The organism is Dactylosporangium sp. NBC_01737 (assembly GCF_035963215.1).
Lineage (GTDB): Bacteria > Actinomycetota > Actinomycetes > Mycobacteriales > Micromonosporaceae > Dactylosporangium.
This window is the reverse complement of sequence record NZ_CP109153.1, coordinates 13,794,496-13,807,723: the sequence shown is the minus strand read 5'-3', so window position 1 is coordinate 13,807,723 and position 13,228 is coordinate 13,794,496. Positions and strand designations below refer to the sequence as shown.

Sequence of the window (13,228 nt, the reverse complement as noted above, 5' to 3'; positions counted from 1 at the left end):
CGTCGTTAAGTGAGTTGTGTCAGTATCCGCACTCCCCAAGACGGACACCACACCCAAGCAACTGGTCACCGCCGCACTGGTCGCGGCCGCGTGGCTGGTCATCGCCCTGCTGTACCTCGGCGGGGTGGCCTTCCTCGTCCCGCCGCTGCTGCTGATCGCCACCGCTGCGCTGCTGCGGGGCGGCCGGACCGTCCTGGACCGGCTGATGCTCGCCACCGGGCTGCTGCTCGGCCTCACCTGCCTCGGCGCGCTCGTGTTCGCCGTCTGGCCGTGGGGGCTGCACCCGGTGACCGCCGGCGGGACCGCCGCCACCACGCTGATCGTCGCCGCCGCGAGGACCGGGCGCCGGCCGCGGCTGCCGAGGCCCGGCGCCACCGACGCGATCGCGGGGCTCGCCGTCGCTGCCGTCGGCGCGGTCGTTGCCTGGCCGCTGCTGCGCGACGGGCGGACCGGACGCCTCGCGCTGGTGATGGACGGCGAGGATCTCGCCCGGCACGCGGCGCTGTTCGACGCGATCGGCCACGCCGGTGGGTACCTCTTCCAACACCCGGCGCAGGGCAGGACCCTCGTCTACGAGGGGATGGTCAGCTACCCGCAGGGCGAGCACGTGACCGCGGCCCTGCTCGACGGGTTCGTCAGGTCGTCCGCGGCGGCCCACGGCACCGGCGCCGGCATGTTCGACCACTACCTGGCGTTCGTCGCGGCCGGCTACCTGCTGCTCGCCGCGACCCTCGTCTGGGCCGCGCAGTGGATCGGGGCCGGCGGGCTGACCCCCGCACGCATGGTCCCGGTCGCGGGCGGGATCGCCGCGCTGTGCGCGTTCGGGGAGCTGCTCGACCTGGTCCGGTTCGGCTACCCGAGCCAGGTGCTGGGCCTCGCCGAGGCGGTCATGCTCCTGACCGTCCTCATCCGGCCGGTGCCCCGTCCCCGGCAGCAGCTGCTGCTGGTCGCGGCCCTGCTCGCCGCCGTCGGGTTCACGTACTACCTGTACCTGCCGCCGGTCGGCCTCGCCGCGATCCTGTGGCTGATGCGGGAACGCCGCCGGCACCGTGGCCGGCGGATCCCCGCGCTGGCGCTCGCGATCGCCGTCACCAGCGCGGTCCCGCTGGCCATCGGGGTCCTCGTCGCCGGGCAGGCCGGTGCGCTGCTCAGCGTCGGCTCCCTGAAGGTGGGACGGGAGGGGCTCGCCGTGCTGCTCTGCCTGGTCGCGTCGGGCATGCTCACCAGGCGCGGCCGCCGCAGCCGGATCTGGCGCTCGTACGCCCTGATCTTCGTCCCCGTGGCCGGCTTCGCCGTCGGGATGCTGGCCGTGCAGCGGCTCTTCGGCTCAGGCAGCGGCTACTACGCCAACAAGGCCCTGTTCCTGGTCCTGGCGCTGCTGCTGGCCGGCACCGGCGCCCTCGCGCTGCACCTGCCGCGCCGCCCCCTGTCCGTGGTGCACCTCAGGACCGCGTCGGTGCTGATGGCGATCGTCGCGCTCATCGGCGGCGAGCGGGCCGGCGACCGGCAGGACCACCTCGACGCGAGGACCGGCTGGCTGGCCGGCGCCGGCGTGGACCAGTTCGCCTACGCCAGGGCCGCCCTCGGGCTCACCCCCGGCCGCCCGACCGTCGTGATCGGCGACGACCCCGGGTACGACTCGTACCGGCTGACGCTGTTCATCTCGACGCTGCAGCGCACCTCCGGCGCGATGGCCGGCGCGACCTACCACGTCGGGCCGATCAACTCCCCGGACCGCCTCGACGCCGTCGTCGCCAGGATGCCCGGCCCGATGCGCCTGCTCGCCCTGTCGGACGACGCAGGCGAGCGGGCCGAGGCACTCCGGCGACGCCACCCGGCGGTCTCCATCGAGATCGTCCGGGCCTAGCCTCACTTCCTGGGCTTGCGCAGCGCCTTCAGGTCGGCGTGCGCGGTCTTGGCGGCGGCGCGGACCGGCTGGATCTGCGCCTTGATCGCGTCGCCGTCGGCGCCCGGCCTGATGGCCAGGAGGGCGTCGACCTTGCCCTTCAGGGTGCCCTCGATCGCGTCGAGCTTCGCGGTGTCGGCGCCCGGCAGGGTGCGCAGCTTCGCGACGGCGGCGAGCTCGGTGTCGATGGCCGCGGTGAGGCGGACCTTCGGGCCGGTGAGGACGAAGACGCGGTAGTCGAAGACCATCGACTGCGCATCGTCCTTCACGGCCGCGCCGGTCGTCTCGCCCTGCACCTTGGTCTTCAACGCGGTCAGGCCGGCGCGCTGGTCGGCGATGAGTTTCGTGAGCGTGTCACGGTGCCCGGCCTGGACCTGCTTCGCCGCGGCCAGGCTGGCCTCGAACTTCTTCAGCGCGTCCAGGCGCTTGTCGATGCGGGACGCGACGGCGTCCTTGGCCCCGTCGAGGGTCGCGGCCCGCACCGACGGCCGGGCGGACGGCTCCGCCGAGGCGGTGGCCGGGATGAGCACGGCGGTGAGGATCAGGGTCAGGGCGATCAGGGTGCGCTTCACGGTGTCGGTCCCTCTCAGTCTTCGTCGCCGGCGGGCTGGGCGTCCCCGGACAGCTGCTGGTCGACCTGGTCCAGCAGCTGGTCGACGTCCTCGCCGCCGCTGCCGGTGGCCGCCGCCGGGGCGTCCTGCGCCGGTGTCGTCTGGGTCGAGACCGCGGCCGGCCGCTGGTCGCGCCGGTCCTTGCGCTCCTGCCGCCCGCAGCCGCCGGTGAACAACAGCGCGGCGGCCAGCGCGATGGCGATGGTTCGTCTCATGGCGGACATGGTGTGTCCCGCGGGTAAGCGCTCCCCGCGGGACAACGTAAGGATTCGGTCAAGGCCGCGAGGTCAGGCCGCGAGGTCAGGCCGCGAGGTCAGGCCGCGACGGCCGCCACCACCTCGACCTCCAGCAGCGCCCCGTCGCGGAACAGCTTCGACACCTCCACGGTGGTGCTGGTCGGCGGCGGCCCCGTGAACACCGCCCGGCGGATCTGCCCGTACTGCGGCAGCAACGCCATGTCGGTCAGGAACGTCCGGATGTTCACCACGTCGGCGAATGTCGCCCCGTGCGCGCCGAGGATCGCGCCGATCAGCTCGAACACGCGGGTCGCCTGCGCCACCATGTCGCCCGCGCCGACGAGGGCGCCGTCGTCGTCCAGCGCGATCTGCCCCGACAGGAACAGCAGCGCCCCGGTGCCGACGTCGGCGCGGGCCACGTGCGAGTACGCGCCGACCGGTGCCGCGACCGCGGCGGGGTTGTCGATGACGATCATGGCCGTCCCTCCGTGATGATCGTGGTCAGGTCCGCCTCCGGGTCGGCGGCCGCGAGGTGCCGCCCAGCGGCGACGGCGACGGGCAGGTCCCGGTCACCGATGCTGAGCGCCAGGTCCTTCACCGCGAGTCGTACCGCGAAATGCGCCGCCTTCGGTGCCACCGCCCGCTCCACGGCGATGCCGAGCGGCCCGCTGCGCAGGGCTTCCAGGGCCTCCGCGCGGGCGACGCCGACCGCGTCGGCGACCTGCAGCACCTCGGCCAGGGCGGCCAGCGCGGTGACGAGCGCGGTGTTGAGGACCACCTTCATCGCCGCGCCACTGCCGGACGGCCCGCACCGGCGGACGTCCCCGAGCGTGGCGAGCACCGGCGCGACCCGGTCGACGGCGGCGGTCGTACCCCCGGCGAAAATGCGCAACGTGCCACCCTCGGCGGCTCCGGTGCTGCCCGCGACCGGCGCGTCGACCAGGTCCACGCCGGTGGGCAGGACCCGGGCGAGGTCCCGCACCGCGTCCGGCCCGATCGTCGACATGTCGACGAGCGTCACGCCTGCTTCCAGGCCCGCCGCGGTCACGACGTCGATGACCGCCGGCCCGTCGGTGAGCATCGTGACGACCACGTCCGCGTCGCGGACCGCCGTCGCCGCGTCCTGTTCGACCCTGACCCCGTCGACGAGCCGCGGCGTGCGACTCCACCCCGCGACGGCAAACCCGTGCGCGGCCAGACGCCTGGCGATCGGCGCCCCCATGTGCCCGAGCCCGAGCACAGCGATCTTCTGCATGCCGCGACCGTATTTGCGTCAACGACATGCCACCAACGAATGTCTGGCATGGTTACCATGCGCTGTGAGAATGTCTGTCGGTGCAGACTGAGACGCTGGAAGTGTTCCGGGAGGTCGCCCGGCTCCGCTCGATCACCGGCGCGGCGAGCACGCTGCGCTACACGCAGTCGGCGGTGTCCCGCCAGGTCGCGGCCCTGGAGCAGGAGCTCGGCACGCGCTTGTTCGACCGGCTGCCGCGCGGCGTCGCGCTCACCGCAGCCGGCGCCAACCTCCTCACCCACGCCACGGCGATCCTCGACCGGCTCGCCCTGGCCCGCCGCGAGGTCGCCGCCGTGCACGCCGGCACCTTCGGCGTCCTGCGCGTGGGCGCGTTCGCCACGGCCGACGCCGCGCTCGTCCCGCGCGCCCTCGCCCGCTACCGCGCCACCCACCCTTCCGTGCGGCTGTCCCTCCTCGAGGGCGTCACCGGCGGCCTGCTCGCCGCGCTGCTCGCTGGCGACGCCGACATGGTCCTGGTCACGGCGGGCGCCGACCGCCCGTTCGACGATCCCCGGTTCGCGACGCACCACGTCCTGGACGAACCCGTCCTCCTCGCCGTGCCCACCGGCCACCCGTTGTCGGCCGCCTCCTCCGCCCGGCTGGCGGACCTGACCGCTGAGGCGTGGATCGCGGGCTCGGCGGTACCGGAGGAGACCCTGCTGGCACCGAGCGTGCGGCTCGGGTTCCGGCCGAGGATCGCATTCGTCGCGGGCGAGTGGACCGCGAAACTCGGCTTCGTCGCCGCCGGCCTGGGCGTGACCCTGGTCCCGGCGCTCGCGGCCCGCGCCGCTCCGCCGGACGTGACGCTGCTCGCCCTGCACCCCGACGAGGTACCCCCGCGCAGCGTCCTGGCCGCAACACTCACCGGCCGCACCGTCCCGCCCACGGTCACCGACTTCCTGACCGTCCTGCGCGCCGAGGCCAGGTCCCTCTTCCCCTGACCGCGCCGCGCTTTCCGCTCCATTGCCGTTCCGCCTTCGCTCTGTCGGTCCGGTGATCGAAGTCGCGCCCCGGCCGCGCACACGACCAGCCCTCTCCTTGGATCACGGCCGATGCGCCCGGCATCGCGTCTCGGGTGTCTGCCGCGCCGAGTCGCGGACCACCGCAGCCGTGATCGAAGTCGCGCTGCGGTCGTCCCGGTGACCAGATCCGGCCTTGGATCACGACGGACCAGATCGGTCACGGGCGTGCGGTGCCGCGCCGCGGCTCACCGGTCGCCTATCGCCCATCGCCGGTCTCCCGTCGCCGGTCGCCCGTCGCCGGTGATCGAAGTCGCGGGGTGGTCGTCCGGGCGGTTTCAGGAGGTGGTTGCAACGTTGCTGGTCAGGAGTTCTGCGAGTTTTTCTGCGGGGGTTCGCCATCCGAGTGTTTCACGGGGTCGGCGGTTGAGTTGGGCGGCGGTGGCGTCCAGGTCGGCCTGGCTGGTGGTGGTGAAGGTGTGGATGCCTTTGGGGTAGTACTCGCGGAGCAGTCCGTTGGTGTTCTCGTTCGAGCCGCGTTGCCAGGGGCTGTGCGGGTCGCAGAAGAACACGGGGCAGCCGGTCGCGATGCTGAACCGGGCGTGCAGGGCCATTTCGGTGCCCTGGTCCCAGGTCAGCGACCGCAGGAGTTCCTCGGGCAGCTGCGTCATTTTCGCGGTCAGCTGGGCGATGACGTGTTCGCTGACGCGGCTGTCGGGCAGGGCGACGAGGATCACGAACCGGGTGGTGCGTTCGACGAGGGTCGCGATCGCGGTGGTGCCGTGCTTGCCGATGAGGAGGTCACCTTCCCAGTGCCCGGGCACGGCCCGGTCCGCTGCTTCGGCCGGTCGGTCGCTGATGCGCAGCCCGAGCCAGGGCCGGTTGGAGCGGACCGCGCCGGCCTCGGCCGCACGGGGGCGCCGGTTGACGCGCCCGGACCGCAGTGCCTTCTGCCGGGTCAGTTCCGCGCGCAGACCGCCGCGGGCCTGCAGGTAGATGGCGTGGTAGATCGTCTCGTGTGACACCCACATCGTCCTGTCGTCCGGGAAGTCCTCCCGCAACCGTAGAGCGATCTGCTGCGGGGAATGCCGGTCCTCGAGCCGGGCGATCACCGCGTCCCGCAACGGCGACGCCGCGGTGAGTTTCCCCGCTTTCGACCTCGCTTTGAACGCGTCCGAAGACACCTGCGCCCGCGTCGCCCGGTACACCAGACCCGGCTGACCCAGCCCGGACCAGCGGTGGTTGGAATGGTGGAAGATCTCCCGGGACACCGTCGACGCCGCCCGGCCCAACCGGGCCGCGATCACCCGCCTCGACTCACCCCGGGCCAGCCCCACCGAGATCTCTTCCCGTTCCGCGAACGACAACCGAGACGCCACTAGCTGCACACACCCATCTATCGATCATGACTCGGAGTGTTGCAACCACCTCTTGAGCCCGCCCCGCGCGGCCGGATCCGTCCTTGGATCACCGCGTGAAGCTCGACCGCGTCGTGGAGGATGGCACGGGCGTGGAGCTTGCGGTGCGGTGGCAGTGGACCGCGGAACGGGCGCGCCACAGCCACTCCGGGCGGGGAGGATGCGGGCGTCGCGCCCCGTCCGCTCGGTGATCGAAGTCGTGCGGTGGTCGTCCGCGCGGCCGGATCCGTCCTTGGATCACCGCGTGAAGCTCGACCGCGTCGTGGAGGATGGCACGGGCGTGGAGCTTGCGGTGCGGTGGCAGTGGACCGCGGAACGGGCCCGCCGCAGGCACTCCGGGTGGGGAGGACGCGGCGGCGGAAGCGGGCGTCGCGCCCCGTCCGCTCGGTGATCGAAGTCGTGCGGTGGTCGTCCGCGCGGCCGGATCCGTCCTTGGATCACCGCGTGAAGCTCGACCGCGCCGGGCCGCGCCGGGCCGCGCCGGGCCGGGCCGGGCCGCGGCGCATGCCACGGACACGGTGCGTGCCGTGCAACAGCACCGAGTGCGGAACGAGGGCACCGTGCGGCGGCGCCCATCCGAGCTCGCGCCCGATCGCCCCGGGTGATCGAAGTCGCGCCGGGGCTGCTCGGACGGCCAGTCCCGTCCTTGGATCACGTTGGCGAGATCAACCACGGGGCGGATGGACGACGCGGCGGAGTGGCGGGTGTGGTGCACTCGCCGGTCGCGTGATCGAAGTCGCGGGGTGGTTGTCCGGGTGACCGGATCAGGCCTTGGATCACGGCGGACCGGATGGATCGCGCGGTGGTGACGGTGCGTGTGGTGGCGGGTGTCAGAAGAGGCGACGGGGGCCGCTGTCGGGGCGGGGGAGTGGGGTGGTGAAGTCGGCCGTGGCGTGCAGGACGGCCAGGCCCTCGGGGCGGGCCAGGATCGGGTTCAGGGACAGGGACGACAGGGTCGGCTGGTCGTCAACGAGGCGGCCGACGCGTAGCAGCAGGTCGGCCAGGGCGTCCAGGTCGACGGGGGCGGAGCCGCGGTAGCCGGTCAGCAGCGGCGCCGCGCGCGGGGCGCGGACCAGGGCGGCCGCGTCGCGGTCGGTGAGCGGGACTGGGCGCCAGGCGCGGTCGCCGAGCAGGTCCGCGGCCTCGCCGCCCAGGCCGAAGCCGACGACCGGGCCGAACGCGGGATCGTCGACGACCTCGACGACGCAGGCGACGCCGGGGGCCACCATGGGCTGGACGAGGACCTCCACGCCGAGGCCGAAGAGGCGTTCCAGCTCCTGGTACGCGTCGGTGACCAGGTCCGGCGTGGTGAGGCTGAGCCGGACCGCGCCGAGGTCGAGGCGGTGCCGCCAAGGTTTCGTGGCGACCTTCAACGCGACGGGCAGGCCGAGGTCGGCGGCGACCGTCGCGACGTCAGCGGCCGTGGCGCGCCGGGACGGGACCACGGGGATGCCGTAGGCGGCGAGGAGTTCCTCGACGTCGGCGGACGGCGGGATCTTGAGGTCGGGGAGTTCGGGGACGGTGCCGACCGGTTCGCGGCGCCAGGCGGCGTAGCGGGCGACCCGGCCCAGGGCGCGTACCGCCTCTTCGATCGCCGGGTAGGTCGGCAGTGCCGTCGGGTCGCTGGAAAGGTACGCCGGGGCGAACGTGAACGACGGGTCCGCCGGCAGGACGACGGCGAGGGGGCGCACGGACTCGACGGTCGAGGTGCGCAGCAGTTCCGCGACGCCGAGCTCGCCGGCGACGGAGAGGGCGGGGGCGTACGCGGCGACGACCGCGTCCACGGAGTCGTCGGCGAGCGCCTCGCCCACGGCGTCGACGAAGTCGGCGTCGCTGACCTCAGGGCCGAGGTCGCGGACGGAGGCGACCCGCAGCCCGGCGGCCGGCGCCTTGGCGACGGTGAGCACGCCGAGGGCGGCGGCGTTGGTGACGACCGCGATCCGGTCGCCGGTCGGCAGGGGCTGGCCGGCGATGAGCAGGCCGACGTCGAAGAGTTCGGCGACGGTGTCGACGCGGATGACGCCGGAGCTGGCGAACAGGGCGGCGACGCCGCGGGCGTCGGGGCCGGTGGTGACGGCGTCGAGGGCGGGGGGCCGCACCGGGCTGGCGACCGCGGCGACCGGTTTGCGCCGGGCCAGCTCGCGGGCGATGCGGGCGAACTTGCGGGGGTTGCCGAACGTCTCCAGGTACAGCAGCACCGCGTCGGTGTGCGGGTCCTCGCGCCAGTACTGGAGGGCGTCGTTGCCGGACACGTCGGCGCGGTTGCCGGCGGAGACGAACGTCGACAGTCCCAGGCCCCGCCGGTCGGCCTCGGCGAGCAGGGCGGTGCCGAGCGCGGCGGACTGGCTGAAGAAGCCGACGCGGCCGCGGCGGGGCAGCAGCGGCGCGAGCGTCGCGTTGAGCTGCACGCCGGGGTCGGTGTTGGCGATGCCGAGGCAGTTGGGCCCGACCAGGCGCATGCCGTGGCTGCGGACCGCGCGCAGCAGGGTCGCCTGCGCCTCGGCGCCGGCCGCCCCGGACTCGGCGAACCCGGCGGAGACCACGACGAGCCCGTGCACCCCGGCGGCGGCGCAGTCCTGCACGACGGACGGCACCGCGTCCGCCGGTACCGCGACGACCGCCAGATCCACCGGGTGCGTGGTGCCTTCCAGTGCGGCCACCGCGGGCAGCCCTCCGACGGTGGCGGCGGACGGGTGCACGGGGACGATCGGGCCCGCCGGCCCGGCCGCCTTGAGGTGCGCGAGGATGGCGGCGCCGATGCCGGTGCCGTCGGCGCGGGCGCCGTAGACGGCCACGCCGCGCGGGTTGAGCAGCCGGCCGATCGAGCGGGCCTCCGCCTGCTGCTCGCGGGACCACTGGACCCGCATCGAGTCCGGGGTCGCGGCGATCGGGAACCACAGGTGCACGACGCCGTCGGCGAACTTGCGCTCGATGCGGAACCCGGCGGCCATGAAGACGCGCAGCATCGCCTGGTTCACGGGCAGGACGTCGGCCTCGAACTCGGTGATGCCCTCCTGCGTCGCGGCCGCGACGAGGTGCTCGATCAGGACCGAGCCGATGCCACGGCCCTGGTGGGCGTCCTCGACGACGAACGCGACCTCCGCCTGGTGCGAGCCGGCGCCGAGCCGCTCGTAGCGGCCGACGGCGATGAGCTCACCCGCGTGCTCGATGACGAACGCCTCACGGTCGTGGTGGTCGACGTTGACGAACCGGTCCAGGTCGCGTTGTGGGATCCGTGGGTACGCGGAGAAGTACCGCAGGTAGCGCGTCTTCTCCGAGAAGCGCGAGTGCAGGGCGACGATCCGGTCGGCGTCGTCGGGCCGGATCGGTCGCAAGTGGACGGTCGTGCCGTCGGAGAGCAGGACGTCCGCGGCCCGGTCCGGTGTTTCGGTCACGTCTTCATCGTCCCACCGGCGCGTTGGTTATCGTGTCGGGATGATGCTCACCCCGGCCGACGTGCAAGCCGTCCGGTTCACGAAGGCGGCGTTCGGCAAGCGCGGCTATGACGAGGACGAGGTCGACGCGTTCCTGGACGTGGTCGCGCAGGCGCTGACCGCGTTGCACGACGAGCTGTCGACCCTGCGGGGCGCGCCGTCGCCGGACACGTCGTTCGGCACGTCGAAGGCGGCGGAGACGGCGATGCTGGCCGAGCTCGACCGGATCAAGCAGCGCCTGACCCGCCTGGAAGAGGCCGCCGTGCGGAGCTAGTCCCGCGGATCATGCGGGTCCAGGCCGAAGTGCGGGAAGCTCGCCGTGCGGGTCGCCATGATCGCCCTGTCGACCGCGTCCGGCGTCTGTCCCGGCACCCATGGGGTCCACGCTCCTGACCCGCCGTCCGTCATCGTCGTGGGTACGGGATGGCCCGGCCGTCGCGCCGCGGCAAGGGACCGCCACGACGAGGGTGTCGGCGTCGCGGGGTCCAGAGCATCGCCGGTCATCACGGCAAGGAGGTGCGTCCACGCCCGCGGCACGCACTCGACGAGCGCGTATCCGCCGCCGCCGCTGGCGACCCACTTGCCGCCGGCCACCTCGGTCGCGAGGTCACGCAGCGCGAGGTACGCGGCCCGCTGCCCGTCGACGGTCAGCCGCAGGTTCGCCAGGGGGTCGTGCCGGTACGTGTCGGCGCCGCACTGCGTGAACAGCAGCTGCGGCCGGAACGCGCGCAGCGCACCCGGCACCACGGCGTGGAACGCGCGCAGCCAGGCGGCGTCGTCGGTGCCCGGCGGCAGCGCGACGTTGACCGCGGAGCCCTCCGCGCCCGGCCCGCCGGTCTCGGACGGGAAGCCGGTGCCGGGGAAGAGTGAGTGCGGCGACTCGTGCAGGCTGACGGTGAGGACCCGCGGGTCGTCGTAGAAGATCTCCTGGACGCCGTCGCCGTGGTGGACGTCGATGTCGACGTACGCGACCCGTTCGGCGCCGAGCTCCAGCACCCGGGCGATCGCCACGGCGGGGTCGTTGTAGACGCAGAACCCGGCGGCCCGGGCGGGCATCGCGTGGTGCAGCCCGCCGGCGATGCTGACCGCCCGGTCGGCCTCGCCGAGCCAGACCGCCTCGGCCGCGGCGCGGGTCGCGCCCGCGATGAGGGCGCTGGCGTCGTGCATGCCGGGGAACGTGGGGTTGTCGCTCGTGCCGAGTCCCATGATGCCGATCCGCCGGCCGGTCGACGCGGCCCTGACCACGGCGATGTAGTCGGGGTCGTGCACTGTGCCCAGCATGTCGTCGCCGGCCTGCTCCGGGGCCCGCAGCGTGACCCCCTCCCGACCGAGAACGCCCAGGTCACGGGCGAGCGCCATGGTCAGCTCCACCCGCACCGGATCGAGGGGGTGCTCGCCCATGTCGTACCGCAGCAATGCGTCGTCCCACATGACCAGCGTGTTCACGTGACCGGTCCCTCCTGTGCAGTGTGAGCAGGGACCCTGCGCGCGCCGGTAGGATTGCAGAACGCGGAGACCCCCGCTTCCCACACCAGCTCGGCGACGACGGCACCGTCCAAGATCGCTTGGTTGGCTGTCACGTTCCAATCTTGACGTACGCGACGAGTACTATCGCGTACCGGGAGGGCAAGGCAGTGAACGACCTGGTCGATACCACCGAGATGTACTTGAAGACGATCCTGGAGCTCGAAGAAGAGGGCGTCGTTCCCAAGCGTGCCCGGATCGCCGAGCGACTCCACCAGAGCGGACCCACCGTCAGCCAGACCGTCGCCCGTATGGAGCGCGACGGACTGCTGATCGTCGAGGGCGACCGCCACCTCGCGCTGACCGACGAGGGCCGCGTCCACGCGGTCGCGGTCATGCGCAAGCACCGCCTCGCCGAGCTGCTGCTGGTCAACGTGATCGGCCTGCCGTATGAAGAGGCGCACGAAGAGGCGTGCCGCTGGGAGCACGTCATGAGCGACGCCGTCGAGCAGCGGGTCTATGAGCTGCTCGGGCGTCCGACCCGTTCGCCGTATGGCAACCCGATCCCGGGACTGGAGGGCCTCGAGGGCAGCACCACGCCCCACGACCCGTCCGACCCCGAGCGCAACCTCGCCTTCCCCGGCCTCGCCGGGGCGGTCGTGGTGAGCCGGATCTGCGAGAGCGTCCAGACCGACGCTGACGTGCTGCGCCAACTGCACACCGCCGGCATCGACCCGGGCGCGACGGTCACCGTGGCGCAGGAGCGTGACGGCGTCAGCATCGACCGCGCCGGCGAGCGCATCCGCCTGCCGCGCGAGGTCGCGTCACGGGTGTTCGTCGCGGCGCACTGAGCGGCGCACCGATGCTGCACGGATGCACCGTCCAGGAGCTGGTCGACCGCGTCGCCGGCAAGTGGAGCGTGTGCATCCTGGTGGCCGCCGCCGACGGCCCGATCCGGTTCACCGAGCTGGAGCGGGCCATCAGCGGCATCAGCCGCCGCATGCTGACCCTCACGCTGCGCAACCTGGAGCGTGACGGGATGCTCGTGCGGACCGTCTACCCGACGGTCCCCCCACGGGTCGAATACAGCCTCACCCCGATGGCCCTGGAGCTGCACGCCGCCCTGCTCGCGATCACCACGTGGGCGGAGCGGCACCGCACCGACGTCACCCTGGCCCGCGAGCACTACGACGCCCGCACCGCCTCTTAGCCGCCTTCCGTCCATCACCGCCGCAGCCGCGGGCTCACCGCCCGCGCTGTTTGGGTGGCCATATGGCCACATGTACAGTCGGCGGCGCGTGGCTGCCCTAAACTGGGCCGGATGAGGAAGGAGCACGGCATGACCGCCGCCCCGAACCTGCCGCTCGGGCCGCTCACGTTGCAGGACGTGACAGCGCTCGCCGAGGCCGACGATCGGCACCGGTTCGAGCTGAGCGAGGGGAATCTCATCGTCATGCCGCCGGGGACTCTGGGACATCAGCGGATCAGTGGGCGGCTCTACATCTGGCTGGACGGGAAGTTCGGGGAGCGTGCCTTCGCCGCCCCAGGCGTCAAGACTTCCGACAATGACCGCAACGGCCGCATTCCCGACCTCGTTGTGACAAAGGGCGACGTCAAGTTGGACGACGTGTGGCTGGCGGCGGCCGACGTCCTGCTCGCGGTCGAGATCGTGTCGCCTGGGTCGGAACGGACCGACCGGTGGCTCAAGCCACGCGAATACGCCGACGCCGGAATCGCGTACTTCTGGCGGGTGGAGCCCGACGGCACCGTGCTGCGGTTCCGGCTCACCGGCGGCGCGTACGCCGAGGTCGGCAGGGACCCGCTCGACGCGCTGCTCGCCGGCGAGGTGCCGGACCTGGACTGAGACGCCGGCCACACGGTGTCACGTTCCTGGGGCTGAATCGTC

13 protein-coding genes are annotated in these 13,228 nt (G+C 73.0%); 6 read left to right on the top strand and 7 right to left on the bottom strand.

What is annotated here, in order from left to right; genetic code table 11:
* Window positions 1–16: 16 nt before the first annotated feature.
* Entirely contained in the window at window positions 17–1,867 is a 1,851-nt protein-coding gene (locus tag OHA72_RS63875) for a hypothetical protein (protein WP_327005696.1), read from the top strand.
* A gap of 2 nt (window positions 1,868–1,869) precedes the next feature.
* On the opposite strand, the gene OHA72_RS63870 is transcribed toward OHA72_RS63875, so the two are convergent.
* The 4 genes from OHA72_RS63870 to OHA72_RS63855 all read right to left on the bottom strand — a co-directional run bounded on the left by OHA72_RS63870 (window position 1,870) and on the right by OHA72_RS63855 (window position 4,008).
* Window positions 1,870–2,478, bottom strand: coding sequence for a hypothetical protein (locus OHA72_RS63870; protein WP_327005695.1), 609 nt, complete (start codon window positions 2,476–2,478; stop codon window positions 1,870–1,872).
* Between the two features lie 14 nt (window positions 2,479–2,492).
* On the bottom strand, window positions 2,493–2,732 hold the full coding sequence (locus OHA72_RS63865) for a hypothetical protein (protein WP_327005694.1): 240 nt from the start codon (window positions 2,730–2,732) through the stop codon (window positions 2,493–2,495).
* Window positions 2,733–2,830: 98 nt separating this feature from the next.
* Window positions 2,831–3,229, bottom strand: coding sequence for a RidA family protein (locus tag OHA72_RS63860; protein ID WP_327005693.1), 399 nt, complete (start codon window positions 3,227–3,229; stop codon window positions 2,831–2,833).
* Window positions 3,226–4,008: an NAD(P)-dependent oxidoreductase gene (locus OHA72_RS63855; protein ID WP_327005692.1), complete on the bottom strand. Its 783-nt coding sequence runs from the start codon at window positions 4,006–4,008 to the stop codon at window positions 3,226–3,228. The genes OHA72_RS63860 and OHA72_RS63855 overlap by 4 nt, the downstream gene beginning before the upstream one ends.
* An 80-nt stretch (window positions 4,009–4,088) precedes the next feature.
* Between OHA72_RS63855 and OHA72_RS63850 the strand changes: the two genes are divergently transcribed.
* Window positions 4,089–4,988: a LysR family transcriptional regulator gene (locus tag OHA72_RS63850; RefSeq protein ID WP_327005691.1), complete on the top strand. Its 900-nt coding sequence runs from the start codon at window positions 4,089–4,091 to the stop codon at window positions 4,986–4,988.
* Window positions 4,989–5,344: 356 nt separating this feature from the next.
* Here the strand turns inward: OHA72_RS63850 and OHA72_RS63845 are convergent, their stop codons facing one another.
* Together OHA72_RS63845 and OHA72_RS63840 are read right to left on the bottom strand one after the other, a co-directional pair.
* Window positions 5,345–6,385 (bottom strand): IS30 family transposase, encoded by a 1,041-nt coding sequence (locus tag OHA72_RS63845; protein ID WP_442788399.1) that lies wholly within the window; start codon window positions 6,383–6,385, stop codon window positions 5,345–5,347.
* Between the two features lie 869 nt (window positions 6,386–7,254).
* Window positions 7,255–9,819, bottom strand: a complete 2,565-nt coding sequence (locus OHA72_RS63840; protein ID WP_327005690.1) for a bifunctional acetate--CoA ligase family protein/GNAT family N-acetyltransferase — start codon at window positions 9,817–9,819, stop codon at window positions 7,255–7,257.
* Between the two features lie 40 nt (window positions 9,820–9,859).
* On the opposite strand from OHA72_RS63840, the gene OHA72_RS63835 reads away from it, so the two are divergent.
* Window positions 9,860–10,132, top strand: a complete 273-nt coding sequence (locus OHA72_RS63835; RefSeq protein WP_327005689.1) for a DivIVA domain-containing protein — start codon at window positions 9,860–9,862, stop codon at window positions 10,130–10,132.
* On the opposite strand, the gene OHA72_RS63830 is transcribed toward OHA72_RS63835, so the two are convergent.
* Entirely contained in the window at window positions 10,129–11,289 is a 1,161-nt protein-coding gene (locus OHA72_RS63830) for an acetoin utilization protein AcuC (RefSeq protein ID WP_327011940.1), read from the bottom strand. The genes OHA72_RS63835 and OHA72_RS63830 overlap by 4 nt on opposite strands.
* 230 nt (window positions 11,290–11,519) lie before the next feature.
* On the opposite strand from OHA72_RS63830, the gene OHA72_RS63825 reads away from it, so the two are divergent.
* The 3 genes from OHA72_RS63825 to OHA72_RS63815 all read left to right on the top strand — a co-directional run bounded on the left by OHA72_RS63825 (window position 11,520) and on the right by OHA72_RS63815 (window position 13,186).
* The gene (locus OHA72_RS63825; RefSeq protein ID WP_327011939.1) at window positions 11,520–12,173 is read left to right on the top strand and encodes an iron-dependent transcriptional repressor DtxR; all 654 of its coding nucleotides are present in this window, start codon (window positions 11,520–11,522) and stop codon (window positions 12,171–12,173) included.
* Between the two features lie 11 nt (window positions 12,174–12,184).
* Entirely contained in the window at window positions 12,185–12,532 is a 348-nt protein-coding gene (locus OHA72_RS63820; protein ID WP_327005688.1) for a winged helix-turn-helix transcriptional regulator, read from the top strand.
* A gap of 111 nt (window positions 12,533–12,643) precedes the next feature.
* Window positions 12,644–13,186 (top strand): Uma2 family endonuclease, encoded by a 543-nt coding sequence (locus OHA72_RS63815; RefSeq protein WP_327005687.1) that lies wholly within the window; start codon window positions 12,644–12,646, stop codon window positions 13,184–13,186.
* The last annotated feature ends 42 nt before the right edge of the window (window positions 13,187–13,228 follow it).